Source organism: Natrinema sp. LJW11, assembly GCF_056135975.1.
The window spans coordinates 1-25,395 of sequence record NZ_JBWBDM010000004.1 but is presented as its reverse complement, the minus strand read 5'-3'; the positions used below and the strand labels follow the sequence as shown (position 1 = coordinate 25,395).

Below are 25,395 nucleotides of genomic sequence, written 5' to 3'. Positions count from 1 at the left end.
AGGAGTTTCGTACAGCCGTAGTGATCGGTTTGGTATTCGTCGTCATCACCTCACTACCACATAGCGTACGTTCAATAATAAAGCTTCTTGTTGGAGCAATCATATCGAATATGCCAGATGAAGTGGTCAAATGGGGGCCAAACATCGAAATTTATTCGATTTCAAACGTTCGAAACGGGTCGTCACGGGGCGTTTGTGATCGCCTTCCAAATCCGCCCTCGCCGCGGAGCAGCCTCGGCCGTTCGATCGCCGCCCCCACGGAGCGCACAATACCGATCAGGGAGACGGGGTTGGCTGCTCGAGCCGAGTGAACGATCCGTCACCGCAGATACAGTCCTCGCTCGTGCCCAGCGGGCGGAGCGAACCCGCCGGCGTGACCTCGGCGACGAGAATCGCTTCACAGTTCTCACAGCGGACCGCGGCTCGCGTTTGGGTGGATCGTGTCGCCATGGAATGAGACGAAGCGGCTACATCGCTATCAGTGCGGCCCCAACGTACGAAGGTGTTCGGCAGGCCCCGATTCGGTATCGACCGGAGCAGGTGGCGAAACCGCCCGTACAGAGCCGATTCGAGACGGGATTCGAGATCGTCGGTAGAACGACGAACCGAGGCGACCTCGCCTCGATCTCTCACCCCGACTACTCGAGGAATCGATCCCCGACGTAGACCACTCCTGCCGCGACGAGACCGACGGGAATCGCCATCGCGATCAGGGGGACGAGCACGTCGCCGAGATCGAAGAGATCGGTCCCGCCGCCCCCACCGGTGCTGCCGGTGTCCGCGCTATCGGTGCTGGGTGAGAAGACGACGGTGACGAGGACGCCGACGATCGTCATCACGACGTAGCCGAGCGTCCCGCTGGTGAAGGCGGTGATCATCGCTTCGCGCGTGTCGTCGATGTGCCGATCGAGCTGAAGCCCGCTGATCGCGCCGAGTATCGGCCCGGTGAATACCATGACGCCGAACAGGACGATCGTGAAGAACGCGACGATGAATCCGCCCTCCTCAGAGCCGTCGAACAGCATCCGGGTGCCGAGCGCACCGGTCAGTCCGAACCCGGCACCGACGATGGCGAAAATCGATGTCGTATAGGTGAGATACCCCTTATTTCGATCGTCGGAGAGAACGTCCGAGACGGAACGGTTCCGTTGCTCGTGTGGTTCCCGTCTGGGAGTCGAGTCAGCAGTCGTTTCGGTCGGTGTTTCTCGAGACATGGCTGTCGGTCCAACCGCGATCAATTAAGAGTAGTGGCCATCTCGCGACCGTACTGGAGCTCCGGATTGTGAGTCGCACTCGAGTTCCGGCGAACGCGAGAGATACCGACCGACCGTGCGGACGGCTGCGACCGCCCGCAAGCCTCACGGTTTCGGCGTCAGTTCGGCTGTGAGGAGACATGGCATCTCCCGGCTCGCGGTTCCGACGCTGGCTCGTCAACGGGATCGTGATCACGATTCCGCTGGTTGCGACGCTGCTGGTGGTGTTAGTCGTTCTCAACTTCATTCGAAACGCCAGCTCGCCGGTGACCGCCGGCGTCACCTATCTCTTGGCCGACGAACCGCGCGGCTCCGGCGATCGAGTTCGTGACGCTGCTCTCGCTGCTCGAGGTCTTCCTGTTAGTCGGCCTCGCCGCGGAGCACACCCCCGGCAAATGCATCTCGAAGCGGGTGCACGCGGTGATGGAGACGATCCCCGGCGTCAAGCACCGTCTACGGGAGCGTTCGTCGGGCCAGTCGGCTGCTGGTCGATGACGACACGGACCAGTTCCAGGACGTGAAACTCGTGGAGTTTTCCCACAAAGGCGCGTACATGCTCGGCTTTCTCACCGCGGAGACGCCCGCCGTGGTCGAGGCGAGCGCGGACGAAACGGAGCTGGTGACTATCATGGTCCCGCTCGCGCCGAACCCGGCGACGAACGGCTACGTCATCCACATGCCCACCAAGAAAGTCCACGAAGTCGATCTGACCATCGAGGAAGCGTTCCGATCGATCGCGACGCTCGGCGTCGCCGCTGATAGCCTCGGAGAGGCCCCAAGCGGTGCCGACTGAGACGGTCCGCTGTCACCGTGGCCCGCCGCACCCGCGTGGCGGGTCGCGAGTGCGCCGGAACTGACTGCCAGCAGTCCGTCCGACCCCGTTGGGGCCGCCTACTCTCTTTCTCGGTCTCCGGATAGCCAAAACAGATTGGCCGTAATTACATACTGTCGGGGTCGAACGAACGACTGTGGCCGCGCGGCCAACCGGCCGAGGGGAAGATAGTACACGGCGTGTGGTCCGCGTCGGCCCGTCACAAAAACAGGGTCGACGGGTTGGACGTGGACCGAATCGGTTTTCCGATTTCTCGAGGGCGCGGACGCGGCTTCGTCTCGCATCCGACCGACGGAGCGATAGGGGCTCGAGGGCTGGGACCGGCCGCGGCTCGCCCCCGTTCAGTTTCGCCCCGGTATACGACCATTTATACCCGATGGCGGTCCTAGAACGGTGCAATGGCGCAAGCGGGAAATTCCGAACTCGTCGACTCTTTCGAGCAGTTCTTTCGCAACTACTACGACAACGAGATCAAACAGCTTGCCCAGCAGTATCCCAACGAGCAGCGGTCGCTCCACGTCGACTGGCAGGACCTCTACAAGTTCGATCCCGACCTCGCGGACGATTTTTTGAACCAGCCCGAACAGCTCCAGCGCTACGCCGAAGAGGCGCTGCGCCTCTACGACCTCCCGATCGACGTGAGCCTCGGGCAGGCCCACGTCCGAATCCGAAACCTCCCCGAGACGGAGTCCCCAGAGATCCGGGAGATCCGCGCTCGAGAGATGAACTCTCTCGTCCAGGTCCGGGGGATCGTCCGCAAGGCTACCGACGTCCGACCCAAGATCGAGGAATCCGCCTTCGAGTGCCAGCTCTGTGGCACCCTCACCCGCGTCCCCCAGTCCAGCGGCGATTTTCAGGAACCTCACGAGTGCCAGGGCTGTGAGCGGCAGGGCCCGTTCCGCGTCAACTTCGACCAGTCCGAGTTCGTCGACTCACAGAAGCTGCGCATCCAGGAGAGTCCCGAAGGGCTGCGCGGCGGGGAGACCCCGCAGTCGCTCGACATCCACATCGAGGACGACATCACCGGCGAGGTCACGCCCGGCGACCACGTCTCCGCGACGGGCGTCCTCCGGCTCGAGCAACAGGGCGACCAGCAGGAGAAGTCGCCCGTCTTCGACTTCTACATGGAGGGGATGTCCGTCGAGGTCGACGAAGAGCAGTTCGAGGACATGGACATCACCGACGAGGACAAAGAGGAGATCGTCCGGCTCTCGAGCTCCGAGGGCATCTACGAGCAGATGGTCGCCTCCATCGCGCCCTCGATCTACGGCTACGATCAGGAGAAGCTCTCGATGATCCTCCAGCTGTTTTCCGGCGTGACGAAGCAGTTGCCCGACGGCTCGCGGATTCGGGGAGACCTGCACATGCTGCTTATCGGTGATCCTGGTACAGGCAAGAGCCAGATGCTGAGCTACATCCAGAACATCGCCCCTCGAGCCGTCTATACCTCCGGGAAAGGCTCGTCCTCGGCGGGTCTCACCGCCGCCGCCGTTCGCGACGACTTCGGCGACGGCCAGCAGTGGACCCTCGAGGCCGGCGCGCTCGTCCTCGCCGATCAGGGGATCGCCGCCATTGACGAGCTAGATAAAATGCGATCGGAAGACAGGAGTGCCATGCACGAGGCCTTAGAGCAACAGAAGATATCGGTCTCGAAGGCGGGGATCAACGCGACGCTCAAGTCCCGCTGTTCCCTGCTCGGCGCGGCCAATCCCAAGTACGGCCGCTTCGACCAGTACGAGCCGATCGGCGAGCAGATCGACCTCGAGCCGGCGCTGATCTCGCGGTTCGACCTGATCTTCACCGTGACGGACCAGCCCGACGAGGAGAAAGATCGCAACCTCGCGGAACACATCATCACCACGAACTACGCGGGCGAGTTGACCACGCAGCGCGAGGAGATGACGTCGATGGACGTCAGTCAGAGCGAGATCGACGAGATGACCGAGCAGGTCGATCCGGAGATCGACGCCGAACTCCTGCGCAAGTACATCGCCTACGCGAAACAGAACTGCCATCCGCGGATGACCGAGAGCGCTCGCAACTCGATCCGAGACTTCTACGTCGACCTGCGTGCGAAGGGGTCCGACGAGGACGCGCCGGTCCCCGTGACGGCGCGAAAACTCGAAGCCCTCGTTCGACTGTCGGAGGCCAGCGCTCGCGTGCGGCTCTCGGATACGGTCGAGCAGGCCGACGCCGAACGGGTTATCGAGATCGTCCGATCGTGTCTGCAAGACATCGGCGTCGATCCCGAGACCGGCGAGTTCGACGCGGACATCGTCGAGGCCGGCACCTCGAAGTCCCAGCGCGACCGGATCAAGAACCTCAAACAGCTGATCGGCGACATCGAGGAGGAGTACGACGACGGCGCGCCGGTCGACATCGTCCTCGAGCGAGCCGAGGAAGTCGGCATGGAGCAGTCCAAAGCCGAACACGAGATCGACAAGCTCAAACAGAAAGGCGAGGTCTACGAGCCGAGTACGGATACGCTTCGGACGACGTAGGACGAGTAGCGGATCGAAATGCTTGGAGTCGACGCTAGAGTTCTCTGAGATTCATGACGGTCGATCGGATCGTGACGGCAGCGACATCGGCCACCTCGGCTGCAGCGGTCTGGGTTAGCGAGGGCCACTCGTCGCGTTCGCCGGTGGCCTTGTAGAGACAGCCCGCGGCGACCCCGCTCGGATTACGCCCGCCGATCAGCCCGGCCTCGAGCAGGGCGTCGACGTGCTCTCGCGCACGCCGTTCGACCGCCTGTCCGAGGTCGAGTTTCGACGCGTACCGGGGGAGATACTGCGTGGGATCGATCGGCCCCGTCGGCAGACCGAGTTCACGGTTCAAGGCGTCGTAGGCGACGGTGAGTTCGTCGCCGTCGGCGCGCGCGACGGCGGCGATTTCGTCGGTCGTCCGGGCGATCGAGCGCGTCCGACAGGTCGCGTAGATCGCGGCGGCGGCGAAGCCTTCCAGCGACCGGCCCTGCAGGAGGTTTTCGGACTGGGCGGACTCGAAGAGTGCGCACGACTGTTCTCGAGCGGAGTCCGGTAATGAGAGTAAGGCGGTGATTCGCCTGATCTCTGCGAATCCGTACACTTGATTTCGTTCTGCCTTGGAGGAGATTCGAGCGCGGTTGTGCTCTCGGCGCAATCGAGCGATCTGCCGTCGTTTTCTGCCGGTCAACCGAGAACTGTACCCCGAACTCGAGCCGGAGCCGTATCCGATCTCCGTCGAGAGCCCGCGATCGTGTCTCGAGCGGGTCAGCGGGGCTCCGGTACGTCTCGGGTCGGTGTCCTCGTCGTCGAACGACCGCCACTCGGGGCCGTGATCGATCGCGTCCTCTGCCGAAACGAGCCCACACTCCTCACAGACTATTTCAGTATCCCTCTTTCGCAATCTGCCGTCACATTCGGGACAGACCACAGACGTATCAGCATTCGCCATTGGTTATTTCATTCCCTATCTACCACTGGCTTCCGCTTGATATTTAAACTGTTGGATTGTCTAAAGGAAATCGGGAGGGCGGCGGGAAAGAACGGGGGAGGCTATCGGTCGACTAATCGCGCCAGCAGGGACCGTAACTGCGATTCCGACTCGCGGGTCGCCGTCTCGTCGTCCGCTCGATCGGCCAACAGTCGTTCGTACTGATCGATGACCGCCTGTCGGCGTCGTTCGCTGGTTTCGACCAGTTGCTCGAGGGCGGCGATCCGGGCGTGAAGCCGCGCGCGTTCGATCTCGTAGGCGAGGCGCGGTTCCCGCCGATCCGAGGTCGGGGAGGGCCGTTGCAGCGGGCGACCGTCTCGGCGGTCCGATCCGGCGGGTCGGTTCGGGTGACTGTGTTCGGTTCGTTCGGCACTGATGCGGACGGGCGTTGGACCTCGTTGCTCGGCGGACATGGCTCGCCAACGCCTACCATACCGTTCCGGAAAAAGGTCAGTCAGTCGGGCGTCAGACGCGTCTGACGCGGGTCGTCCGTCCGAACGACGCTACCCCTGCAGGTGCTCGAGCACTCCCCGCGTCTCGGCCGGCACGGGCTCGGGTTCGCTGCCCGCCGCAGCCGCGGCGTCGGGATCCTTGAGCAGGTGGCCGGTGGTGAGGCAGGCGACGCGCTCGTCGTCGTCGACGACCCCCTCGGCGCGGAGTTTTCGGAGGCCGGCGACGGACGCGGCGGAAGCCGGTTCGACGCCGATCCCTTCGCCGGCGAGATCGCGCTGAGCCTCGGTGATCGCTTCGTCGGAGACCGCGACGGCGGTGCCCCCGGTCTCGCGGATGCCGGGCAGCGCCTTGGGCGCGTTGACCGGGTTCCCGATTCGGATCGCGGTCGCGCGCGTCTCGACGTCCTCCCAGCGTCGCACCTCGTCGGCACCGTTCTCGATCGCCTCGACCATCGGCGCGGCACCCTCGGCCTGGACGCCGGTCAGTTTCGGGACCTCGTCCTCCTCGAGTTCGCCCGCCTGGACGAGTTCGCGGAAGGCCTTGTACAGCGCCGACGTGTTACCCGCGTTGCCGACCGGAAGGACGATCCGGTCCGGGACGGTGTCGTAATCGGCGAGGAATCCCTCGAGGATCTCGAGGCCGATCGTCTTCTGGCCCTCGAGCCGGAAGGGGTTCAGCGAGTTCAGGAGGTAGGCCTCGCCCTGCCCCGCGAGCTCTTGGACGATGTCGAGGCAGGCGTCGAAGTTGCCGTCGACCTCGAGGATGCGCGCGCCGTGGAGGCTCGCCTGAGCGATCTTGCCGGCGGCGACCTTCCCGGCGGGGAGGAGCACGAGCGTCTGCATCCCGCCGCGGGAGCCGTAGGCGGCCAGCGCGGCGCTGGTGTTGCCCGTCGAGGCACACGCCAGTCGGCCGACGCCGAGTTCTTTCGCGACTCGCACGCCGACGGTCATCCCGCGGTCCTTGAACGAGCCGGTCGGGTTCATCCCCTCGTGTTTGATCCGCAGCGTTTCGACGCCGATATCGTCCTCGAGACGGGGGACCTCGTACAGCGGCGTCGCCCCTTCCTGAATCGAGACGCCCGATTCGAACGGCAGCGCGTCGGCGTATCGCCAGACGCCCTCTCCCTCGAAGTCGTCGAAGGTGGGGAGTTCGGCGTAGCGGACCTCGAGCAGACTATCGCAGTCGTCGCACGTGTATCGGACGTCGTCGAAGGGGGCGAACGTCTCGCCGCAGTCGATGCACTCGAGCCAGACGCCCTCGTCGGCGTCGGCGGGCGCTTCCGGCTGGTCGGCCGAGAGACTGAGACTCATTGTCGGGCGAGAGGGCGGCGAGGGGGAAAAAGTGAGTGGATTCGCCGGTGGGACAGCTCAGTCGGCCCGGTCGTCGAACTCGTCGATCACGTCGTGAACCGTGGCCGTCCAAGCGTCCAGCGCTTCGTGTAACAGCTCCTTTGCCTCCGGCAGCGCGATAGCGGTGTACTGGTAGATGTAGCCGCCACCGTCTAGCAACCGCCGGTCCCGGCGGACGAGGCCCCGCTCGTGCAGCGTCGACAGCGAGCGGTTGACCGTACTCCGGTCTCGCTCGAGGGTCGCGGCCAGCTCCTCGATCGTACTGCCGGGCTGGTCGCACAGCGCGAGGTAGGTACGAGTCTCGTGATTCTCGATGCCGAACACGCAACTCATCACCTCCTCGAACGACGGATTCGATTCCTCCATCAGTTCCCCGAGGCGGTGCTGGGGGGTATCGGCCATACCGGCCCGTACGGGCGAGATCGTAAAAATATCCGCCGCAGTCGGCCGATGTGGCCGTTCGCCGTCGTCAGGCGTCCTCGGCCGCCGTCCCGTAGCCCATCTTCCGGATACAGGTTCGCATTTCGCCTTCGTTCTCGTGGCGGTGGAGTCGCGTCGGCGTATCGCAGTAGTACACCGAGCCGTCGTAACGCAGCGTCACCTCGTACTCTTTGTGCGCCGCCGTCGTCGTAATCACGACCCGTCGGCCCTCCTGAATCGCGGCCATGATCGCGTCCGTCTCGAGTTCGCCGGCCGAGATACGGAGCGGGTTCGCCATCGAGTGAGACTGGGTGTGCCGGTTCAAAGAACCTTCGCGTCTGACTCCCCTCGAATGATCGGTCGACGGACGGTCCGACAGATCGAATCGAGCGCCGGGAACCGGTTGTGCGCGGCCGCTACCGAACCGGGATACCGCTACACTGGCTCGAGGTATACGATAGCACATGGCATCAGAAACGGTGACCCAGCGACCCGAACGAAGCGAAACCGTACTCGAGCCCTGGCAGGCGGGGACCGTCGGCGGCATCGTCGGCGCGCTCGTGTTCGGTGCGATGATGGCGATGCAGACGCCCGGCGTCCTCGAGGCTGCGATCCCCGCGATGTACGGCCTCGAGGGTGGCCTCGCGGGGATGGTCGTACACGTCTCACACGGGGCCGTTCTCGGCGTCGTCTTCGCGACGTTGCTGCGCGCAACGGGACGTGCCAGCCCCGGTCTCGGCACCGGTAGCGCTCTCGGAGTCGGCTACGGTGTCGCCGTCTGGGCGGTTCTTGCCGTCGTCGTGATGCCGATCTGGCTCTCCACGGTTGGGTTCGAGATGGCTCCCACTGTCCCGAACGTCGCCGTGGAAAGTCTCGTCGGTCACGCCGCGTACGGACTCGTCCTCGGCGTAGTGTACGCGCTGCTCGAGTGAGTCCGTCGCTCGAGTCGCGAAACGGATCGCCCCGCTCCCGTGATCGGTAGGCGATTACCCAGTCCCCGCTCTACAGGATGTAGAGCGCGATCAGTGCCGCCGGTCCCAACAGCATGAGGAGCGTGGCGAGTATCAGTCTGAACGACATGATTCGATCGGAGCGTTGACGAAGCTGAATATAACTACACTAGATAGTTCAATCGGTAGAACATGAGTTTTCGCTAACCAATACGTGGTTAACCGGGGAAGCAATCGATTTACTCGAGCAGCCAGCTCAACAACGCCTTCGTGGCCACCTTTTTTCCGTTCGGGTCAGCTGCGCTGACCACTCACGCAAAAAATCTGGACCGAAAAATCCGATCACTCGCTCCGTTCGTGATCGCCCGACTACTCGAGCAGCCAGCTCAACAACGCCTTCTGGGCGTGGAGTCGGTTTTCGGCCTGATCGAAGACGATCGAGCGCTCGCCTTCGATGACGTCGTCGGTGATCTCCTCGCCGCGGTGGGCCGGGAGACAGTGCATGACCGACGCCTCGGGGGCGTGCTCGAGGAGGTCCGAACTGACCTGAAAGCCCGCGAAATCGTCCATGCGGACGTCGCGTTCGTCCTCCTGGCCCATGCTGATCCAGACGTCCGTATAGATGATGTCGGCGTCGGTGACCGCCTCGACGGGATCGGTCGTGGTCGTCGGATCGCCGCCGAGGTCGCGGGCCCGCTCGAGGACGGGGTCGTCGACCTCGTAGCCTTCGGGCGTCGCGATCGTCAGATCGACGTCCGTCAGCGCACAGCCGAGCGCGAACGACTGGGCGACGTTGTTGCCGTCGCCGATCCAGGCCGCGGAGACGTCCTCGAAGCCGTCCTCGTGTTCGCGGACCGTCAGCAGATCCGCGAGCGTCTGACACGGATGGGCGTCATCCGTGAGCCCGTTGACGATCGGAACCGAGGAGTACTCCGCGAGCACTTCGATGTTCTCGTGTTTGAAGACGCGAGCCATCACGGCGTCGACGTACCGCGAGAGCGCACGCGAGGTATCTTTCAGCGGTTCGCCCCGCCCGAGCTGGATGTCGTCTTCTCCGAGGAAGATCGCGTGCCCGCCGAGTTGGGTCATGCCCGTCTCGAAGGAGACTCGGGTACGGGTGCTCGCCTTCTGGAAGAGCATCCCCAGGGTCCGTCCGGACAGGTCCGCGTGGTCCTCGCCGGTTTCGACCGCGCGTTTGTACTCGGCGGCTCTGTCGAGAACCGCGAACAGTTCCTCCTCGGAGAGATCGTCGACGTCGAGGAAGTGCCTCGGCTGCGTCTCGTTCGTTGCTGTTGTCATGATCTGATAGCTCGTCTGAACATTCTATTGCTCACTGAGCGTCCGCGCGACGCGCTCGAGAACCGATACCGACTGGTCGAACTCCGACAGTGGAAGCCGTTCGTCGGGCGCGTGATCGAGGTCCGAGTTGCCCGGCCCGTAGGTGACCATCGGACAGTCCCAGGCCCCGGCGTAGATGTTCATGTCGCTCGTTCCGGTCTTTCGCACCAGGCGGGGATCGCCGCCTTCCTTCCGGATCGCGACGCGAAACGCTCGTGCGACTTCCGTTCGCGAACTCATCATCACCGGCGGAACCTTGTCCTTCCAGGTCACGGTCCCGACCTCGAGTTCGGCTTCCGCGGCTTCGCGGACGGTTCCGACGTCGAGGGCCGGCGGCACGCGCAACTGGACGTCCATCGTCGCCTCGACGGAGAGGCCGTCCTCGCTGACGCCGCCTTCGATGTCGACCGGCTTGGTCGTCACCTGCTCGAAGACCGGTTCGTACTCGTCGCCTTCGAAGCGGTCCTCGACGGCCGACCACCAGCGGACGGCGTGTTGGATCGCGTTCGGGTCCGGCCGGGAGGTGTGCCCGGACTCGCTGGTCGCGACGTACGTGCCGGCGATCAGTCCGCGATATCCCAGCGTGATCCCGTCGGCGCCGGAGGGCTCGCCGTTGACGACGGCCTGCGGCGGCTCCTCGCGGTCGTCGACCAGGTAACGCGACCCCTTCGAGTCGATCTCCTCGCCGACGACGCCGACGAAGGAGACGCCGGTGCGGACGGCGGCGGCCGCCATCGCTGCAAGCGGTCCCGTCGCGTCGACGCTGCCGCGGCCCCAGAGGATCTCGTCGTCGCCGGTCTCCTCGACCTCGACGGGGATGTCCCCCGGGACGGTGTCGATGTGCGAGGTCAACAGTACGGCGTCGTCCGCCGGGGCGCGGACGTTCCCGACCGCGTCGATCCAGACCTCTCGGTCGTGGGCCTCGAAGAAGTCCACGAGGCGCTTGGCCGCCTCCCGTTCCTCGCGGGTGGGCGAGGGAATCGAAACGAGATCGATCAACAGCTCCCGGGCAGCCGCCGCGGTCACGTCCGCCGATTCGCTCGAGCTCGCGTTCATGATTATGAGTCGGTGTCTGATGCGACGACCGCGGTCAGCGCGTCCACGAGTTGGTCCGCCTCCGCCTCGTCGATTACGAGCGGCGGTAGCAGGCGCAACACGGTTCGACCCGCGGGCAGCGCCAGTACCTGCTGGTTCATCGCTAGATCGCGGGCGACGCGGTTCGCGCCGCGTTTCAACTCGATGCCGACGAGCAGTCCCTCGCCGCGGACCTCGCGGATCTCGTCGCCCAGTGCCGCCTCGAGTTCGGTGACGAGATAGTCGCCGACCTCGGCGGCGTGGGCGGGCCGCTCCTCTTCGACCAGCGTCGAGACGGTCGCGTGGACCGCCGCGGCGACGACGGGGCCGCCGCTGAACGTGGCGTTGTGCGAGGCCGCGCCGTCGGCGATCCAATCGCGGACCGCGACCGCGCCGACGGGCAGGCCGTTGCCCAATCCCTTCGCCGTCGTGAGCACGTCGGGGGTGACGCCCGCGTTCTGGCAGGCCCACATCCGGCCCGTGCGGCCCATGCCGGTCTGGACCTCGTCGAGGATGAGCGCCGCGCCAGCGTCTGCCGTGAGTTCGCGGGCGGTCTCGAGGTAGCCCGCGGGCGGGACGTTGATCCCCCCCTCTCCCTGAATGGGCTCGAGGATGACGGCCGCGGTCTCGTCGCTGACGGCGGCCGCGAGTTCCTCGCCGTCACCGTAGGGGACGAACTCCATGTCGCCGGCCAGCGGCTCGTAGGGCTCCTTGTACTTGTCCTTCCACGTGGCCGCGAGCGCCCCCATCGTCCGCCCGTGGAACGAGCGGGTCGCGGCGACGATCTTCGAGTTCCCCGTGGCGGACCGGGCGAACTTCAGCGCGGCCTCGTTGGCCTCCGTCCCGGAGTTACAGAACCAGGCACTCTCCAGTTCGTCCGGCGTCGATGCGACGAACGAGGCGTAGGCGTCCTCGCGAGCCTGTACGGGATACGAGGAGTCGACGAACGTCAGCTCGCCGACTTGCTCCTGTACCGCGTCGACGACCGCGGGATGGGAGTGTCCCAGCGGCGTGCACGCGAAACTCGCGCCGGCGTCGACGTATTCCGTGCCGTCGGTGGCGTGGAGATACGGCCCCTCGCCGCTCTCGATACTGATCGGCTTACCGCCGGAGATGAAGTCGAGGTCACTCATTTTGCTGCCTCCGTTTCCGCGTCGGCTTCGTCCGCGAGCGCGCCGGACTCGAGGGTCGTCCCCTCGCCCGCGAGCGCGCTACTGATCGGTTCGTCGGCGTTGGCCGTCGCGACGATCACCGAGGCCGCGCCGCCCGCGAGGGCCTCCTCGGCGGCCATGACTTTCTTCGTCATGAACCCTTCCGCAGCGTCCTTGACGGCCGCGAACTCTTCGGGGGTCGACGCCGAATCGATCTTGGTCGACTCGTCGTCGGGATCCTCGTAGATCCCCGACACGTCAGTCAGCACCACGAGGTCGGCCTCGAGCGCGCCGGCGATCGCGGCCGCTGCGCGGTCGGCGTCGGCGTTGACCGCGGTGTAGCCGCCCTCCTTCTCCCGGCCGAGCACCGGGACGGAGACGACGGGCGTGTAGCCGCCTGCGAGCACCGTCTCGAGCAGGTCGGCGTTGACCGATTCGATCGTCCCCGAGTGGTCGCCGCGCTTGATCTTCTTCTTGCCGTCCTCTTTGACGCGGACGGCGGACTTGCGCTTGCCCTCGAGCAGTTTGCCGTCGGTGCCCGAGAGGCCGATCGCGTCGACGCCCTCGTTGTGCAGGCTCTCCACCAGATCGGTGTTGAGCTTGCCGGGCATGACCATCTTGAAGACGTCCATAGTGCGTTCGTCGGTGAATCGGCCGACGACGCCGCCGGGGGTCTCGACGTAGGTCGGTTCCTCGCCGAGTTCCTCGAGCGTCTCGTCGACGGCGGTCGAACCGCCGTGCGTGAGGACGACGTCTTCGCCGTCCTCGACGAGCGAAGCGACATCGGCGAGTGCGCCTTCGGGATCGACGGCTCGAGCGCCGCCGATCTTGACGACCGTGGTCATCAGGGTGCCCCCACGGGGTGGAGCCCCGTAAACTCGAGTCCGGCCGTCTCCTCTAAGCCCAGCGCGACGTTAGCGGCGTGGACCGCCTGGCCCGCGGAGCCTTTCATCATGTTGTCGATCGCCGAGAAGACGACGATGCGCTCGTTCGAGGGGTCGAGTTCGAAGCCGACCTCGGCCAGGTTCGTCCCGGCGACGGCCTTCGGTTCGGGGTAGCGGTAGACGCCGGAGCCGCCGGCGGCCATGCGGACGAACGGCTCGTCCTCGTAGCAGCCGCGGTAGGCCTGCCAGAGGTCGCCCTTCGAGACCGGCCCCGACGGGAAGACGTGGTTCGTCGCGCTCGCGCCGCGGATCATGTCCACGGCGTGGCAGGTGAAGGCGACCGAGGTGTCGAGGAACTGCTCGATCTCGGCCTCGTGGCGGTGGCCCGTCGGCGCGTAGGGGCGGACGACGCCCGAGCGCTCGGGGTGGCTCGAGGCCTCGCCGCCGCCGGCTCCCCCTTCGGAGGAGCCGACCTTCACGTCGACGACGATCTGCTCGCCGCCCTCGAGAATGCCGTGTTCGAACAGCGGGTAGAGGCCCAAAATGGTCGCGGTGGCGTTACAGCCCCCGCCCGCGATGAGGTCCGCCCCCTCGAGGTTCTCGCGATTGATCTCGGGGAGCGCGTATTCGGCCTTCTCGAGGTACTCGGGTGCCTCGTGGCCGTCGTACCACTCCTCGTACTGGGCCTCGCTCTCGAGGCGGAAGTCCGCCGAAAGGTCGACGACGGTGTCCGCAATGTCGAAAAAATCGTCGATCCGGCCCATGGAGACGCCGTGTGGCGTCGCCGCGAACAGCACGTCGACGGACTCGAGGTCGTCTGGCTCGGTAAAGCGCAGGTCCGAGCCGCGCAGCGGCGGATGGACGGAGCCCACGCTCTTGCCGGCCTTCGAGCGGCTCGTGACCTCCGTAATCTCGAAGTTCGGATGGCCGGCGAGCAATCGCAGGAGCTCGCCGCCCGTGAATCCGGAGCCGCCGATGACGCTCGCGGTGACCGCCTCGGCGTTTTCGTCCGCGCCGGTCTCGGTGCCGACCGCCATCAGGCGCTCACCTCGAGTTCCTCGTCGGCCGCGGCGTCGGCTTTCGCCTCGAGCCAGTCGACGACGGTTCCCGCAATATCGGTCTCGACGGCCCCGTCGAGGGCCTTGAACTCGACCGTGTGGTTGACCTCGTGGACCGTATAGGAGTCACCGGTTTCCATGAGGTCGACGCCGAGCAGGCCGCCGCCGACGGCGTCGCTCGCCGTCTCGACGAGTTCGCGCGCTTCGTCGTCGACGTCGAACGGATCGACCTCGGCACCTTTCGCCGCGTTGGTGATCCAGTGATCCGAGGAGCGAACCATCGCCGCGATCGGTTCGCCGTCGATCGCGACCACGCGAATATCGCGGCCGGGTTTCTCGACGAACTCCTGGACGTAGAACACCTTGTGCTCGTAGTGGCCCAGCGTGGCCTTGTGCTCGAGGATGGCCTCGGCGGCCGACTCGGAGTCGATCTTGGCCATCAGCCGACCCCACGAACCCACGACGGGTTTGAGGACGCAGGGGTAGCCGAAGTCCTCGATGGCCTCCATGGCCGTCTCCTTCGTGAAGGCGACTTTCGTCGCGGGCGTGGGCACGCCCGCCTTCTCGAGCGCGAGGCTGTTTTTCACCTTGTCGGCGCAGATGTCCGCGGTCTCGTGGCTGTTGACCACGGGGATCCCGTACGCTTCGAAGAACTGCGTTGCGTACAGGCTCCGGCTCGTGGCGAGACAGCGGTCGACGACGATGTCGAGGCCGTCGAACGCCGCGGGGGCCTCGGAGATGTCGAAGGTCTGCTTGCGAACGTCGATCTTCGTGACCTCGTGGTCGCGCTCGCGAAGTTCGCTGAGCAGGAGTTTCTCGTCTTTGCGAATCCGCGAGTAGAGTATGCCGACGTTCACGCGAGACACCTCTGCGTACGGGTGGCAGCGCTACGCGCTCCGCGAACCGGGCGAGCAGCGGACGGCGAAGTCGCGCCCGTCTGCAAGGTCACTCACCCCAGTCCTCTTCGAGCTCGGGGGCCCGCTCGAGGACTGGCGGCTCCGTGTCGACGACTTCGAGTTCGGCTCCACAGGTCGTGCAGTCGACAATCTCTCCGACTTCCAGATCGTCGTGCAGGGACACCTCGGCCCCACACTCGACGCATTCGGTCATTGTACTCGCACGTGGGGGCCGGGATCCCTTAAAGCCTTCGAACTTAACAGCAAAATTATACTAACTGCACGCCACTCTATCGGTCCGTGGGGGCTACGTTACCGCAGGTTTACTTTGACATATCATGAAGTAGGCAACTTGTCCCCCCGCGGGGACCGTCGCCGACCCGGTCGAGCGACGGCCCGCGATTTCGGGGGGCGACCGCCCCGTCTCGCTCGAGCGACCGCCTCAGACATAGCCGTTCACCTCCGAACGGAGCGCTTCGTGGGCCGCCTCGATCGCGTCGGCCGCGTCCGCGAGCGTCTCCTCGTCGGCCGCGAGCGCCTCGCGGGCCGACTCGAGCTGGGGTGCGACCGCCTCGGGCGCGGGACCACCCCGCGAGTCGCGGCTCGCGACGCTCTCGACGGGGTCGAGCGCGTCCTCGACGGCAGCGGGGTCGACGTGGGCCTCGAGCGACTCGCCGAGCACTTCCTGCGCGGCGGCCTCGAGGGCGTCGTAATCGGCCCCGTTTTCGGCAGCGACGGCGACCAGCTCGTGTGCGGTCCGGAACGGCAGTCCGTTCGCCGCGAGCAGGTCCGCGACGCCGGTCGCCGTCGAGAAGCCCTCGCCGGCTTCCGCGGCCAGCGTCTCCTCGTTCCAGTCCGCCGTCGCGACCGCACCGGCCGCGACCTCGCTGGCTTCCGTCACGGCGTCGACGGTCTCCCACGCGTGGGTCGTCGCCCGCTGGAGGTCGCGATTGTACGCGCGCGCCAGCCCCTTCAGCGTCGTCGTCAACCCCTGGACGCCGCCGGCCGCGTCGCCCGCGACCGCGCGGACGAGTTCGAGCGTGTCCGGGTTCTTCTTCTGGGGCATGATCGACGACGTCGAGGAGTAGTCGTCCGCCAGGTCGACGAAGCCGCGGTTCGCGAAGATGATCACGTCCTCCGCGAGTCCCGACAGCGTCGTCGCGTGCGTCGACAGCGCCTGCACCGTCTCGAGCAGGAAGTCCCGGCTCGAGGCGGCGTCCATCGAGTTCTCGACGACGTGCTCGAATCCGAGCAGTGCAGCCGTGCGCTCGCGGTCGATGTCGAACGTCGTCCCCGCGAACGCGGCTCCGCCCAGCGGCGACTCGTTGATTCGGCCGTAGGCCTCGAGCAAGCGTTCGGTGTCGCGACGAACCGCACCCTCGTAGGCCAGCGCCCAGTGGGCCACCGTGGTCGGCTGGGCGGGCTGGAGGTGGGTGTAGCCGGGCATGATCGTCTCGGTGTGCTCCGCCGCGACCTCGACCAGCGATTCGCGCAGCGCGAGCGTCGTCTCGATCGCCTCGAGGACGTCCTCGCGCAGGCGATAGCGGATGCAGGCCGCGACCTCGTCGTTGCGCGAGCGCGCGGTGTGCATCTTCCCGCCGTCAGCGCCGATGCGCTCGATGACGGCCGTCTCGATCGCTTCGTGGACGTCCTCGCCGTCGGGCAGCGAATCGTGGCCGTCGACCTCGACCGCGTCCAGCGCGGTCAAAATTTGTCCGGCCACGTCGTCCGCGATGATGCCCTGCTCGGCGAGCATGACCGTGTGCGCGCGGTCGACCTCGAGGTCGGCCGCGAAGATGCGTTCGTCCGCCGCGAGCGAGGAGAGGAAGCTCCGGGCGGGGCCGCCGCTGAAGCGGTCCCGGCGGACGACCCCCTCGTCGTCGGAACCGCCGTCGGTAGCGATCTCCGACTCGAATTCGGCCCCGTCGTGAGCGCTCTCCTCGGTCATGATTACTCGTCGTCTCCGCTTCCGTCGGTCGCGAGTTCCGGCTTCTCGATGTCCTCGGCGTTGGCCGCGATCGCCTCGTTCGCGAGGCGGCGCTGGAAGCCGTGGTACTTCGCGACGCCGGTGGCGTCCTCCTGTTTGATCTTGCCGACCGTCTCGGTGTCGAAGGAGGCGTGTTCCGCGGAGTAAGCCGCGAATTTGCTGTCGCGAGCGACCGGACGGGCCTGGCCGCCCTCGAAGCGGATCGTGACGGTCCCCGTCACGCGCGTTTGGGTCTCGGCGATGAAGCCCTCGAGCGCGCTCACGAGCGGCGCGTCGATCAGGCCCTCGTACCCCTTCTGGGACCACTGCTGGTCGATCTGTTTCTTGAACTGGCGCTCCTCCTGGGTGAGGACGAGCCCCTCGAGGGCCTCGTGGGCGTTGAGCAGCGTCGTCGCCGCCGGATGCTCGTAGTTCTCGCGAACCTTCAGCCCGAGCATGCGGTCTTCCATCGTGTCGGTGCGGCCGACGCCGTAGCTCCCGGCGAGTTCGTTCAGGGATTCGATGAGTGCGACCGGCTCGTGCTCCTCGCCGTCGACGGCGACGGGGTAGCCCTGCTCGAAGGTGATCTCGATCTCCTCGGTCTCGCTGCCGGGCTCGTCAGTCCACTCGTAGATGTCCCGCGGCGGGACGTAGTTGGGGTCCTCGAGGTCGTCGCCCTCGACCGAACGGCTCCAGATGTTGGTGTCGATCGACCAGTCGCCGCCGCTGCCGCCCTCGACGGGCAGGTCGCGCTCGGCGGCGTACTCCTGCTCCCACTCGCGGGTGAGCCCGAGTTCGCGCACGGGGGCGATGACTTCGAGGTCCGAGCTGCGCCAGACGGCCTCGAAGCGCAGTTGGTCGTTACCTTTGCCCGTACAGCCGTGGGCGATGCCGGTACAGTTCTGTTCCTCCGCGACCTCGAGGATCGCCTCCGCGATCACCGGACGGGCGAGCGCCGTTCCCAGCGGGTAGCCCTGATAGGTCGCGTTCGCGCGAACGCTCTCGAGACAGAGTTGCGCGAATTCCGCTCGCGCGTCGACGACGTAGTGGTCCAGGCCGAGCGCCTCGGCGGTTTCTTCGGCTTCGTCGAACTCTTCGGCCGGCTGGCCGACGTCGACCGTGACGCCGATCACGTCATCGTATCCGTATTCTTCCTCGAGCAGCGGGACACAGACAGTCGTGTCCAGGCCGCCCGAAAACGCAAGTGCCACGCGGGTCATATGGTACTCGAGTAAACCCACAGGACGGACTTAAGCCCGTTGGTTTCAATTACGAAAATAAACGGTAGAAGCACTGCTAACCGAAAATTCTGCAGTTTCGGGAACGGTGGAACGATCCGGGGACGTGGGGTGAAATAAAGAATGGGCTCAAAAGGCCCGTCGCGGTCGCCGCCGAGCGAGGGTCCCGTCGGTACCGGGAACGGCGAGCGCCGTGCCGACGGAGTGGCTCATTGGTCGAACACTGCAGATGCATCGACTTAAATCCTACTACATCGCGCTCCCGACGGTCAGCGCGACGGCACACGGCCGATCTCGAGGCGAATGAGAGGACAGTACGGTAGCCGCTGACCGTCACTGCGAACCGGATCGAACGACGGCGCTGCGATCGGTACGGAAACCGTTTCAGCGGCTACTACAAACGGGTCGGCTACGGCCGCTACTCGTCCTCGGGCAGCGCCAGCACGTTCTCCCGGCCGATCCGGAACACGTCGATATCGTCGTTCTCGCGCAGGTCGCCGACGACCTGGCTCGTCTTGGCTTCGGTCCAGTCCAGTTCCGAGACGACCTCCTGTTGTTTCACTCGCCCGCCGCGTTGTTTGAGCAGGCGCAGGACCCGTTCCTCGTTGCTCAGCAGTTCCGGCGGGGGACCGTCCGCCGGCGGATCAGCGGACGGGCTCGAGTCGACGTCGGTCGAGCCGTCGGTCCGCCACGCCGTGTCGGAGCCGCCGTCGGTCCCCCCGCCGCCGCTGGGACGGTTTCGCCCGACCAACCAGCCGACGACGCCGACGGTTGCCAGCAACGCGAGCGCGAGGAGGACGATCACCCACGGCATCGCCGGTCCCTCGTCGGAGGGGCTCTGCTCCGCGCTCGAGTTCGAGTCGCTGTTCTTGGCGAGTTCGATCCGGGGCTGGTCGTCGGTAAACGAGGTTTCCTCGCCGCGCCACGAGACGGATTCCTCCGCCAGCTCGCTCGGTGACGGATCGATCTGGGGCTCGCCCTCGCTCTCGTAGACGGTGTACCCGTCCGGCCAGTGGAACTGCAACGTCGTTCCGTCATCGAGCGTGAATCCCGACAGCGCGGTGCCCGCCTTGATTCGGGTCATCTCGACGAGCGCGAAGTCCGCCCACTCGAAGGAGACTTTCGCGTGGCCGATCTCCCGCGGTTGCGCGTCCTCCTCCGTGGTGACGGACGTGCCAGAAATGTTCATCTCCCGGCTCGTCTGGTTTTCTCCCTTCTCGAGTGTGTCGTTCCAACTGTCTCGCTCCTCCTCGACGTACCACTCCGTATTATTCGAAACGTTCCCGCGCAGGGATTCCCACTCCGCCGCGGAACTGTTCTCGCCGTAGAGATCGAACTGGTAGTCGGCGATCACCCGCGCCGAGCCGTTCTCGGCGATGAAGACGTCGATGTGGATCCGATCGGCGTCCTCGAGTTGCACGCTCTCGTTCGAGTCCGTCTCGTCGTCGTCCGGTCCGTCCTGTAGCGCCGCTCGCTGTGCCCCGGCGTCAGCCGCCACAGCGGACGGGACCGAGACGAGCGCGAGCGAACACGCCACCACCACGAGCACGCAAATCAGGGCCCGTAGCCCCCTCACGTCCATTATGGGAACATGCCGTGGCCGTCTAAATAGGTCTTTCCGACCGCGGGAGCGATGGTTTTTCACACAGTCAGCCGTACGTGAGTGTATGATCGACTCGCGCGGCGAACTCGACGTCGAAACGCTGCTGAAGATCGTCCTCGCGCTGGTGGCCGTACTGCTCGTCCTCGAGATCGTCGGGGCGGTGATCAGTAGTATCGCGGGGCTACTCGGCCCGTTCGTCCTCGTCGTCCAACTCGCGATCGCCGTGATGATCGTCCTCTGGTTGCTCGATCGGATCTAACGCGGACGCGACACGGCCGTTGGAGCCCGCGAGACCACCAGACTGATAGCCGTCTCGACCCATTATCCACCGAAGTGTACAGCGTCAACGTCCCGGTCCCCGGCCGCGTCCGCCAACTCGCGAACCGGCTTCACCCCGATCTGATCGGATTCGAGACCGTCCGCGAGGACCACTCGTGTCTTCTCAAGCGCCTCGGCGAGGCCGACCACGTCGCACAGCTCCAGCACCGCGCCCACCGCGCGCTCGAGGGCGCACCCGCCGTCGAAGCCGAAATCACGGGCGTCGACTACTTTGCGGACCCGCCGCTGGGGTCGGCACCGGTCGTCTATCTGGCCGTCGAGAGTCCGGGCCTCGAGGGGATCCACGCCGACCTCACCGACGCCTTCGAGACGGTCGAGGGACTCGAGGGACGCGACTACGTCCCGCACGTGACGCTCGCCCGCGGCGGCGACCTCGAGACCGCGAAGCGGCTGGCCGACCGCGAGATCGAGCCGATCCGGTGGACGGTCAGCGCGCTCGAGTTCTGGGACGGAACCTACAAGCTGCCGGTGAGTCGGATCTCGCTCCCCGCCTGACTCGAGAGGGTCAGGGCGCCGGCGGCGCGCCGTCGTACGCCTCGTGGTCGCCGTAGAAGTTGCGCATCGCGAACTTGAGCTTCTCCGGGCCGATGTCGATCAGTTCCTCGCGTTCCTCGTGCGGGAAGGTGCCGTTGACGCTGTACTTGCCCAGATCGGACTTCGCCGAGCGCGAGTAGCGCCGATCGAGCAGCGCGCGGACGCCGACCTCCTCCGGCGAACGGATGACGCGGCCGAGCGCCTGTCTGGTCTTGCGGACCGTCGGAATCTCGACGGCGTAGCGCCAGCCCGTGTCGGTGCCGTCGAAGGCCACGTCGTAGGCCTCCTGGACCGCCTCGGCCCGATCGTCCAGGTGCGGGTAGGGAACGCCGACGACCAGTACCGTGTTGGCGTCGTCGCCGTCGAAGCTCACCCCCTCCGCGAGGGTCCCCCACAGCGAGGTACAGAGCACCGCGTCGTCGTTCGCGACGAACTGCGTTCGGAGTTCCTCGACGGACTCCCCGGGCTCGTCCAGGTAGACCGTCCGATCGCTGCGGCGTTCGAGCCGGTCGGCGTACCGGCCCGCCTCGCCGTAGTTGGGGAAGAAGGCGAGCGTGTTACCGGGGGTCATCCGGACGGCGTCGTGGATCGTCTCCGTTACCGTCTCCTGGACCGCGGGGTCGTCGCGATCCGAGGAGAACAGCGGCGGCGTCTCGACGGCGTACGTTCGACGGTTCGCCTCGGGGAACTGCAGCCCGTAGGCCATCGTCACCGCGTCCTCGAGGCCCAGCACGTTCTCGGTGACGTCGAACGGCTGGAGGGTCGCGCTCATCAGGACGGTCGCGTGGATCTCGTCGAATAGCTGGCCGGTCACCTGCCGCGGGAGACAGGAGTACAGTTCCGCGCGGCCGTAGACCTCGTCCGTGCCGGCGTCGCGGGTGACGGAGACGACCGGGTAGAGGCCCTCCGCCGAACTCTCCGCCATCCACGCGCTGACGAAGGCCGCGGCCCCCAGCGTCTGACACTCCGTGCGCGTGGCCGTTTCCCCCTCGCGGTAGGCCTCCTCGTACTGCTCGTCGAGTTCCTGGCCGAGTTTCGTCGCGGCCTCGAGGTCCTCGTCGATTCCCCGCCCGGAGTAGCGCTGGAGGAACTCGAGGGTGAGGTCGTCCTTGCGGTCCTCGTTGGCGATAGGGACGTCCTCCCAGTTCTCGCCGATCCCCTCGCGGTCGCCGAAGCCGAAGGAGTCCTCGTAGGTCTCGACGAGCGCGCGGTGGAAGGCCGAGAGGACGTTCGCGGCGTCTTCCGAGCGCGGGTCGTCGGCGTCGGCCAACTCGTCCAGCGCGGAGTCGAACGTCCGTTCGGAGCAGGTCCGGGTGGCGTGCTCGCGGGCGGCGTCCTCGACGTTGTGCGCCTCGTCGAAGACGGCGATCACGTCCTCGGGATCGCGGCCCAGCCAGCGGAAGAACTGCTCGCGAATGGTCGAGTCCAGCAGGTGGTGGTAGTTACAGACGACCAGATCGACGCCCTCGATCCCCTCCTTCAACAGTTCGTAGCCGCAAAACTGCTGTTGTTCGGCGTGTTCGTAAATTTCGTCGGGGGTGCGAACGTCCTCGAAGAGCCAGCCGAAGAAGTCGTCCGTGTCTTCGGTCAGGTTGTTCCGGTAGTAGTCACAGACGTTCTGGTCCTCGAGGTCGTCGAGTCGCTCCTCGATGTCCGCGAGTTCGTCCATGACGGCGCTGCGGGCGTCTGCCGCCGACCCGTCGCCGTCTTGGCTTTCGGCGAGCAACTCGCGCTGGCGGCGCTCGAGTTGCTCGCGGTCGCGTTCGGTGTCGACGACGGCGCGGGTGTTGTCCCGCAGGGCCTGACACTCCTCGTAGCCGACGTCGATGTGGCACATCGACGATTTCCCTTTGAACACGACGGCGCGAATCTGCTCTTCGCGCGTTATCGCGCGGGCTTCGGCGACGAACTGGCGCATCTGCTGGTGGACGTTCGTCGTGATGACGACCGTCTTATCTTGCTCGCGGGCCACCTCGAGGGCCGGCACGAGCGACGAGAGCGTCTTGCCGGTCCCGCAGGCACCCTCGAAGAGGACGTTTTGCCCCCGCCCCAGGGTGTTGTGGATGCGGTCCATCGCCTCGCGCTGATTCTCGTACGGCCGATCGTACGGGAAAAAGCGCATGTACCCGGTCTCGGACACAGTACGTGATAGGTTCGCGCTTCGATAAAAGGATTCGTCTCGATTCGATCGGCTCCTTTAAACAACCCCGGCGATCGCGTGCGGCTCGCGCGACCACCGGCCGGCGAACGCGCGGTACAGGGCCATGTGTCTCGAGTGCCTGCCCCCGGTATGGCGATTCCCGGATACGATGCCAGTAGCGTCAACGACTACACGCTCGAGAGCGCGGGTGCCAGCGTCGCCCTCGTCGCGGGCGTCGTCCCCGACGAGTTCGGCCTCGAGAAGAGCGGGCGCGAGCCGCCGGTGGACGCGCTCGCCGATCCCGTCGATCTCGTGGCCCTCGACGGACTGAAAGCGGTCGAAGCCGTCCGGATCGCGCTCGTCTACGACCCCTCGAGACTGCCCCCCGGTGCGAGTCCGACCGACGTCGCGGTCGCCGTCGAAACCGACGATGGGTGGGACCCTCTCGAGTCGACGGTGGACTTGGAGGAAACGACGGTCACGGCGGTGTTGAACGATCGGCCGCCGGGATCGACGGTGGTGGCGGGCTACGACGATAGGGACGACGCGACCGCTGAATCGACTGCATAGCACGACCGAGAGATACGTGACCGGTCAGGTTTCGATCAGATTTCGGTCAGGTTTCGGGTTCGATGTAGACTTTCTGCACCTGATTGTCGTGATCCATCAGGGCTAGCTCGATTTGGGTGATGCGCTGTTCGATCGTTTCGGTGTCGAGATCGGGCTCGAACGCAACGTCGGCGGTGACGAGCAGTTCCTCGGCACCGAAGTAGACCGTCCGAAGATCGACCAGTTCGGTCACGCCGTCCCAGTCGGCGACGATCCGTCGGAGGTCGTCCTCGGCGTCTTTCGAGAGACTCTCGCCGATGATGAGCCGCTTGTTCTCCCAGGCGAGCGCGACGGCGAAGCCCATGAGCATGATCCCGATGACGAGCGCCGCGCCGGCGTCGTACATCGGATTGCCGGTGGTTCGAGTGAGGTAGATCCCGAAGAGGGCGATCCCCGCACCGGAGAGCGCGATGGTGTCCTCGGTGAGCGCGGTCAGCGTCGTCACGTCGCTGGTCTTGCTGAACGCCTCGCGGAAGCTCGACCAGCCGTACTCGTCCATCTGGCGGCTCATTCCCTGATAGGCCTTCCAGAGCGCGTAGGACTCGAAGGCGATCGCGCCGAGCAACACGGCGTAGTTGACGTAGACCGGATCGAACGTCGCTCCGAGCAGTGTGACGTCCTCGCTGGCCCGGTGGACCCCGCCCTCCTGCAGCGCGCTGTAACCGTGTCTGGCGCTCTCCCAGCCGGCGATGCCGAAGAGCATGACGCTCACTAAGAGGCTGTAGAAGAACTGCGCTTTGCCGTGGCCGAACGGGTGAGACCGATTGGCTTCCTGCGCGCCGTACTTGATTCCGACCAGCAGGAAGATCTGGTTACCCGTGTCCGAGATCGAGTGATACGTCTCCGACAGCATCGCGGGACTCCCGGTCAACAGATATCCGCCGAACTTCAGAATCGCGATCGCGCCGTTCGCGAACAGTGCGGCGAGCACGACGGAGGTGCTACTGGCCATCGGCGACGACTACGGAGAGAGGGCCTAAAAGTGTAAGCCGTTCTAGAGCCGGTTGTGCCTCGCTACCACGTGCGGTAGCACCGTCTCTGCGCGCGATCGGGACGGTCCGATCGGTCGCATCCGAAAGGGACCTGTCAGCGGCGACCGAAGCGCGGCCATGATCGCGATCCTCTCGGACACGCACAGCCGCCGCGGCCACGAACTCGAGGGCGAGGCCCTGACCGCCGTGCGAGACGCGGACGTCGTCCTCCACGCGGGTGATTTCACGAGCGAGGTTGCACTCGAGGCCTTTCAGGACGAATGCAACCAGCTGTTCGCCGTCCACGGAAACGCCGACGAGCCGGCGGTGTGCGATCGACTGCCGACGGCCCGCGTCGTCGAGGCGGGCGGCGTCCGGTTCGCCGTCACGCACCGACGGGACGGCGGCGAGACGGGGCTCGCGATGTTCGGCCGCTCGAGAGGTGCCGACGTGGTCGTCTTCGGGCACAGCCACCGGCCGACGGTCGTCGAAACCGACGACGTCACCCTGTTGAACCCCGGCAGCCACGCCGATCCGCGCGGGAATCGGCCGGGGTTCGCCACTCTCGAGGAGCGCGACGGCGGGCTCGAAGGCTCGATTCGGGAACCGGACGGGACGGTGCTCGAGTCGCTCGAGATTCAAACGGTGTGACTCTTCGCGGCGATATCTAAGGTTGGTGAGACGATCTCTCATCGGTACCGCTCCGCCGGCGCGTCTCGACTTCGGTGACCAGTAGACGTGTGAATGGAGCAGTGAGTTCTGATGGATAGACGGTGAGAGAAGTGTCCTGCTATCGTGGCAACACGGAATCGCCACGCCCTCCCCAGCCGATTCGCTCGTTCACTTCGTTCTCTCGCTCATCC

At 65.8% G+C, this 25,395-nt stretch carries 25 protein-coding genes and 1 pseudogene; 7 read left to right on the top strand and 19 right to left on the bottom strand.

Annotated features, from left to right (window positions below):
• Positions 1–276: 276 nt before the first annotated feature.
• Both AC0QDI_RS11935 and AC0QDI_RS11930 read right to left on the bottom strand, forming a co-directional pair.
• Entirely contained in the window at positions 277–450 is a 174-nt protein-coding gene (locus tag AC0QDI_RS11935; RefSeq protein ID WP_474668410.1) for a hypothetical protein, read from the bottom strand.
• 188 nt (positions 451–638) lie between these two features.
• Complete coding sequence (locus AC0QDI_RS11930; protein ID WP_474668408.1) at positions 639–1,214, bottom strand: hypothetical protein; 576 nt, start codon at positions 1,212–1,214, stop codon at positions 639–641.
• 179 nt (positions 1,215–1,393) lie between these two features.
• Between AC0QDI_RS11930 and AC0QDI_RS11925 the strand changes: the two are divergent.
• Positions 1,394–2,046 (top strand): annotated as a pseudogene (locus AC0QDI_RS11925) (DUF502 domain-containing protein).
• Positions 2,047–2,483: 437 nt separating this feature from the next.
• Positions 2,484–4,586: a minichromosome maintenance protein MCM gene (locus AC0QDI_RS11920; RefSeq protein ID WP_474668406.1), complete on the top strand. Its 2,103-nt coding sequence runs from the start codon at positions 2,484–2,486 to the stop codon at positions 4,584–4,586.
• 34 nt (positions 4,587–4,620) lie between these two features.
• On the opposite strand, the gene AC0QDI_RS11915 is transcribed toward AC0QDI_RS11920, so the two are convergent.
• The 5 genes from AC0QDI_RS11915 to AC0QDI_RS11895 form a co-directional block, all read right to left on the bottom strand.
• The gene (locus AC0QDI_RS11915) at positions 4,621–5,520 is read right to left on the bottom strand and encodes a transcription initiation factor IIB (RefSeq protein WP_474668404.1); all 900 of its coding nucleotides are present in this window, start codon (positions 5,518–5,520) and stop codon (positions 4,621–4,623) included.
• A gap of 101 nt (positions 5,521–5,621) precedes the next feature.
• Complete coding sequence (locus AC0QDI_RS11910; RefSeq protein ID WP_474668402.1) at positions 5,622–5,972, bottom strand: hypothetical protein; 351 nt, start codon at positions 5,970–5,972, stop codon at positions 5,622–5,624.
• 90 nt (positions 5,973–6,062) lie between these two features.
• The gene (thrC, locus tag AC0QDI_RS11905; RefSeq protein ID WP_474668400.1) at positions 6,063–7,322 is read right to left on the bottom strand and encodes a threonine synthase; all 1,260 of its coding nucleotides are present in this window, start codon (positions 7,320–7,322) and stop codon (positions 6,063–6,065) included.
• Positions 7,323–7,379: 57 nt separating this feature from the next.
• Positions 7,380–7,763 carry a helix-turn-helix domain-containing protein gene (locus AC0QDI_RS11900; protein WP_474668398.1) on the bottom strand — a complete coding sequence of 128 codons (384 nt, stop codon included), beginning with the start codon at positions 7,761–7,763 and terminating at the stop codon, positions 7,380–7,382.
• A 67-nt stretch (positions 7,764–7,830) separates the two neighbouring features.
• Positions 7,831–8,079, bottom strand: coding sequence for a DUF8001 family protein (locus AC0QDI_RS11895; RefSeq protein ID WP_474668396.1), 249 nt, complete (start codon positions 8,077–8,079; stop codon positions 7,831–7,833).
• Between the two features lie 166 nt (positions 8,080–8,245).
• Between AC0QDI_RS11895 and AC0QDI_RS11890 the strand changes: the two genes are divergently transcribed.
• Positions 8,246–8,713 (top strand): histidine kinase, encoded by a 468-nt coding sequence (locus AC0QDI_RS11890; RefSeq protein WP_474668394.1) that lies wholly within the window; start codon positions 8,246–8,248, stop codon positions 8,711–8,713.
• Positions 8,714–9,100: 387 nt separating this feature from the next.
• Here the strand turns inward: AC0QDI_RS11890 and argF are convergent, their stop codons facing one another.
• From argF to AC0QDI_RS11840, 10 genes are all read right to left on the bottom strand, one after another.
• Entirely contained in the window at positions 9,101–10,030 is a 930-nt protein-coding gene (argF, locus tag AC0QDI_RS11885) for an ornithine carbamoyltransferase (protein ID WP_474668392.1), read from the bottom strand.
• 24 nt (positions 10,031–10,054) lie between these two features.
• Positions 10,055–11,125, bottom strand: a complete 1,071-nt coding sequence (locus tag AC0QDI_RS11880; RefSeq protein ID WP_474668390.1) for a [LysW]-lysine hydrolase — start codon at positions 11,123–11,125, stop codon at positions 10,055–10,057.
• Positions 11,126–11,127: 2 nt separating this feature from the next.
• Positions 11,128–12,276, bottom strand: coding sequence for an aspartate aminotransferase family protein (locus AC0QDI_RS11875; protein ID WP_474668388.1), 1,149 nt, complete (start codon positions 12,274–12,276; stop codon positions 11,128–11,130).
• Complete coding sequence (locus AC0QDI_RS11870; protein WP_474668386.1) at positions 12,273–13,139, bottom strand: acetylglutamate/acetylaminoadipate kinase; 867 nt, start codon at positions 13,137–13,139, stop codon at positions 12,273–12,275. Before AC0QDI_RS11870 ends, AC0QDI_RS11875 begins: the two co-directional genes overlap by 4 nt.
• Entirely contained in the window at positions 13,139–14,215 is a 1,077-nt protein-coding gene (gene argC / locus AC0QDI_RS11865; RefSeq protein WP_474668384.1) for an N-acetyl-gamma-glutamyl-phosphate reductase, read from the bottom strand. The genes AC0QDI_RS11870 and argC overlap by 1 nt, the downstream gene beginning before the upstream one ends.
• On the bottom strand, positions 14,215–15,093 hold the full coding sequence (lysX, locus tag AC0QDI_RS11860) for a lysine biosynthesis protein LysX (RefSeq protein WP_474668382.1): 879 nt from the start codon (positions 15,091–15,093) through the stop codon (positions 14,215–14,217). Before lysX ends, argC begins: the two co-directional genes overlap by 1 nt.
• An 88-nt stretch (positions 15,094–15,181) precedes the next feature.
• Positions 15,182–15,346 (bottom strand): lysine biosynthesis protein LysW, encoded by a 165-nt coding sequence (gene lysW, locus AC0QDI_RS11855; RefSeq protein ID WP_005554620.1) that lies wholly within the window; start codon positions 15,344–15,346, stop codon positions 15,182–15,184.
• A 228-nt stretch (positions 15,347–15,574) separates the two neighbouring features.
• Complete coding sequence (gene argH / locus AC0QDI_RS11850) at positions 15,575–17,080, bottom strand: argininosuccinate lyase (protein ID WP_474668379.1); 1,506 nt, start codon at positions 17,078–17,080, stop codon at positions 15,575–15,577.
• A gap of 2 nt (positions 17,081–17,082) precedes the next feature.
• Positions 17,083–18,318, bottom strand: a complete 1,236-nt coding sequence (locus tag AC0QDI_RS11845) for an argininosuccinate synthase (protein ID WP_474668377.1) — start codon at positions 18,316–18,318, stop codon at positions 17,083–17,085.
• A gap of 436 nt (positions 18,319–18,754) precedes the next feature.
• Complete coding sequence (locus AC0QDI_RS11840) at positions 18,755–19,918, bottom strand: helix-turn-helix transcriptional regulator (RefSeq protein WP_474668375.1); 1,164 nt, start codon at positions 19,916–19,918, stop codon at positions 18,755–18,757.
• Positions 19,919–20,003: 85 nt separating this feature from the next.
• On the opposite strand from AC0QDI_RS11840, the gene AC0QDI_RS11835 reads away from it, so the two are divergent.
• Entirely contained in the window at positions 20,004–20,198 is a 195-nt protein-coding gene (locus AC0QDI_RS11835) for a DUF7554 family protein (protein WP_474668373.1), read from the top strand.
• A 74-nt stretch (positions 20,199–20,272) separates the two neighbouring features.
• Positions 20,273–20,773 carry a 2'-5' RNA ligase family protein gene (locus AC0QDI_RS11830; RefSeq protein ID WP_474668371.1) on the top strand — a complete coding sequence of 167 codons (501 nt, stop codon included), beginning with the start codon at positions 20,273–20,275 and terminating at the stop codon, positions 20,771–20,773.
• A 10-nt stretch (positions 20,774–20,783) separates the two neighbouring features.
• Here AC0QDI_RS11830 and AC0QDI_RS11825 read toward each other — a convergent pair whose 3' ends face one another.
• Positions 20,784–22,934, bottom strand: coding sequence for an ATP-dependent DNA helicase (locus AC0QDI_RS11825; protein ID WP_474669223.1), 2,151 nt, complete (start codon positions 22,932–22,934; stop codon positions 20,784–20,786).
• A 168-nt stretch (positions 22,935–23,102) separates the two neighbouring features.
• Here AC0QDI_RS11825 and AC0QDI_RS11820 point away from each other — a divergent pair, with 168 nt between their 5' ends.
• Complete coding sequence (locus AC0QDI_RS11820) at positions 23,103–23,522, top strand: hypothetical protein (RefSeq protein WP_474668369.1); 420 nt, start codon at positions 23,103–23,105, stop codon at positions 23,520–23,522.
• Positions 23,523–23,568: 46 nt separating this feature from the next.
• On the opposite strand, the gene AC0QDI_RS11815 is transcribed toward AC0QDI_RS11820, so the two are convergent.
• On the bottom strand, positions 23,569–24,513 hold the full coding sequence (locus AC0QDI_RS11815; protein WP_474668367.1) for a cation diffusion facilitator family transporter: 945 nt from the start codon (positions 24,511–24,513) through the stop codon (positions 23,569–23,571).
• A gap of 157 nt (positions 24,514–24,670) precedes the next feature.
• On the opposite strand from AC0QDI_RS11815, the gene AC0QDI_RS11810 reads away from it, so the two are divergent.
• On the top strand, positions 24,671–25,183 hold the full coding sequence (locus AC0QDI_RS11810; RefSeq protein WP_474668365.1) for a metallophosphoesterase: 513 nt from the start codon (positions 24,671–24,673) through the stop codon (positions 25,181–25,183).
• The last annotated feature ends 212 nt before the right edge of the window (positions 25,184–25,395 follow it).

Excerpts from the sequence above, each read along its gene's own strand:
- argH (WP_474668379.1), bottom strand. The coding sequence starts at position 17,080 with ATGACCGAGGAGAGCGCTCACGACGGGGCCGAATTCGAGTCGGAGATC.
- AC0QDI_RS11900 (WP_474668398.1), bottom strand. The coding sequence starts at position 7,763 with ATGGCCGATACCCCCCAGCACCGCCTCGGGGAACTGATGGAGGAATCG.
- lysW (WP_005554620.1), bottom strand. The coding sequence starts at position 15,346 with ATGACCGAATGCGTCGAGTGTGGGGCCGAGGTGTCCCTGCACGACGAT.
- AC0QDI_RS11935 (WP_474668410.1), bottom strand. The coding sequence starts at position 450 with ATGGCGACACGATCCACCCAAACGCGAGCCGCGGTCCGCTGTGAGAAC.
- AC0QDI_RS11840 (WP_474668375.1), bottom strand. The coding sequence starts at position 19,918 with ATGGACGTGAGGGGGCTACGGGCCCTGATTTGCGTGCTCGTGGTGGTG.
- AC0QDI_RS11810 (WP_474668365.1), top strand. The coding sequence starts at position 24,671 with ATGATCGCGATCCTCTCGGACACGCACAGCCGCCGCGGCCACGAACTC.
- AC0QDI_RS11845 (WP_474668377.1), bottom strand. The coding sequence starts at position 18,318 with ATGACCCGCGTGGCACTTGCGTTTTCGGGCGGCCTGGACACGACTGTC.
- AC0QDI_RS11930 (WP_474668408.1), bottom strand. The coding sequence starts at position 1,214 with ATGTCTCGAGAAACACCGACCGAAACGACTGCTGACTCGACTCCCAGA.
- argF (WP_474668392.1), bottom strand. The coding sequence starts at position 10,030 with ATGACAACAGCAACGAACGAGACGCAGCCGAGGCACTTCCTCGACGTC.
- AC0QDI_RS11880 (WP_474668390.1), bottom strand. The coding sequence starts at position 11,125 with ATGAACGCGAGCTCGAGCGAATCGGCGGACGTGACCGCGGCGGCTGCC.
- AC0QDI_RS11910 (WP_474668402.1), bottom strand. The coding sequence starts at position 5,972 with ATGTCCGCCGAGCAACGAGGTCCAACGCCCGTCCGCATCAGTGCCGAA.
- AC0QDI_RS11890 (WP_474668394.1), top strand. The coding sequence starts at position 8,246 with ATGGCATCAGAAACGGTGACCCAGCGACCCGAACGAAGCGAAACCGTA.
- AC0QDI_RS11920 (WP_474668406.1), top strand. The coding sequence starts at position 2,484 with ATGGCGCAAGCGGGAAATTCCGAACTCGTCGACTCTTTCGAGCAGTTC.
- thrC (WP_474668400.1), bottom strand. The coding sequence starts at position 7,322 with ATGAGTCTCAGTCTCTCGGCCGACCAGCCGGAAGCGCCCGCCGACGCC.
- AC0QDI_RS11915 (WP_474668404.1), bottom strand. The coding sequence starts at position 5,520 with ATGGCGAATGCTGATACGTCTGTGGTCTGTCCCGAATGTGACGGCAGA.
- AC0QDI_RS11820 (WP_474668369.1), top strand. The coding sequence starts at position 23,103 with ATGGCGATTCCCGGATACGATGCCAGTAGCGTCAACGACTACACGCTC.
- AC0QDI_RS11825 (WP_474669223.1), bottom strand. The coding sequence starts at position 22,934 with ATGCGCTTTTTCCCGTACGATCGGCCGTACGAGAATCAGCGCGAGGCG.
- AC0QDI_RS11875 (WP_474668388.1), bottom strand. The coding sequence starts at position 12,276 with ATGAGTGACCTCGACTTCATCTCCGGCGGTAAGCCGATCAGTATCGAG.
- AC0QDI_RS11895 (WP_474668396.1), bottom strand. The coding sequence starts at position 8,079 with ATGGCGAACCCGCTCCGTATCTCGGCCGGCGAACTCGAGACGGACGCG.
- AC0QDI_RS11815 (WP_474668367.1), bottom strand. The coding sequence starts at position 24,513 with ATGGCCAGTAGCACCTCCGTCGTGCTCGCCGCACTGTTCGCGAACGGC.
- AC0QDI_RS11870 (WP_474668386.1), bottom strand. The coding sequence starts at position 13,139 with ATGACCACGGTCGTCAAGATCGGCGGCGCTCGAGCCGTCGATCCCGAA.
- AC0QDI_RS11835 (WP_474668373.1), top strand. The coding sequence starts at position 20,004 with ATGATCGACTCGCGCGGCGAACTCGACGTCGAAACGCTGCTGAAGATC.
- argC (WP_474668384.1), bottom strand. The coding sequence starts at position 14,215 with ATGGCGGTCGGCACCGAGACCGGCGCGGACGAAAACGCCGAGGCGGTC.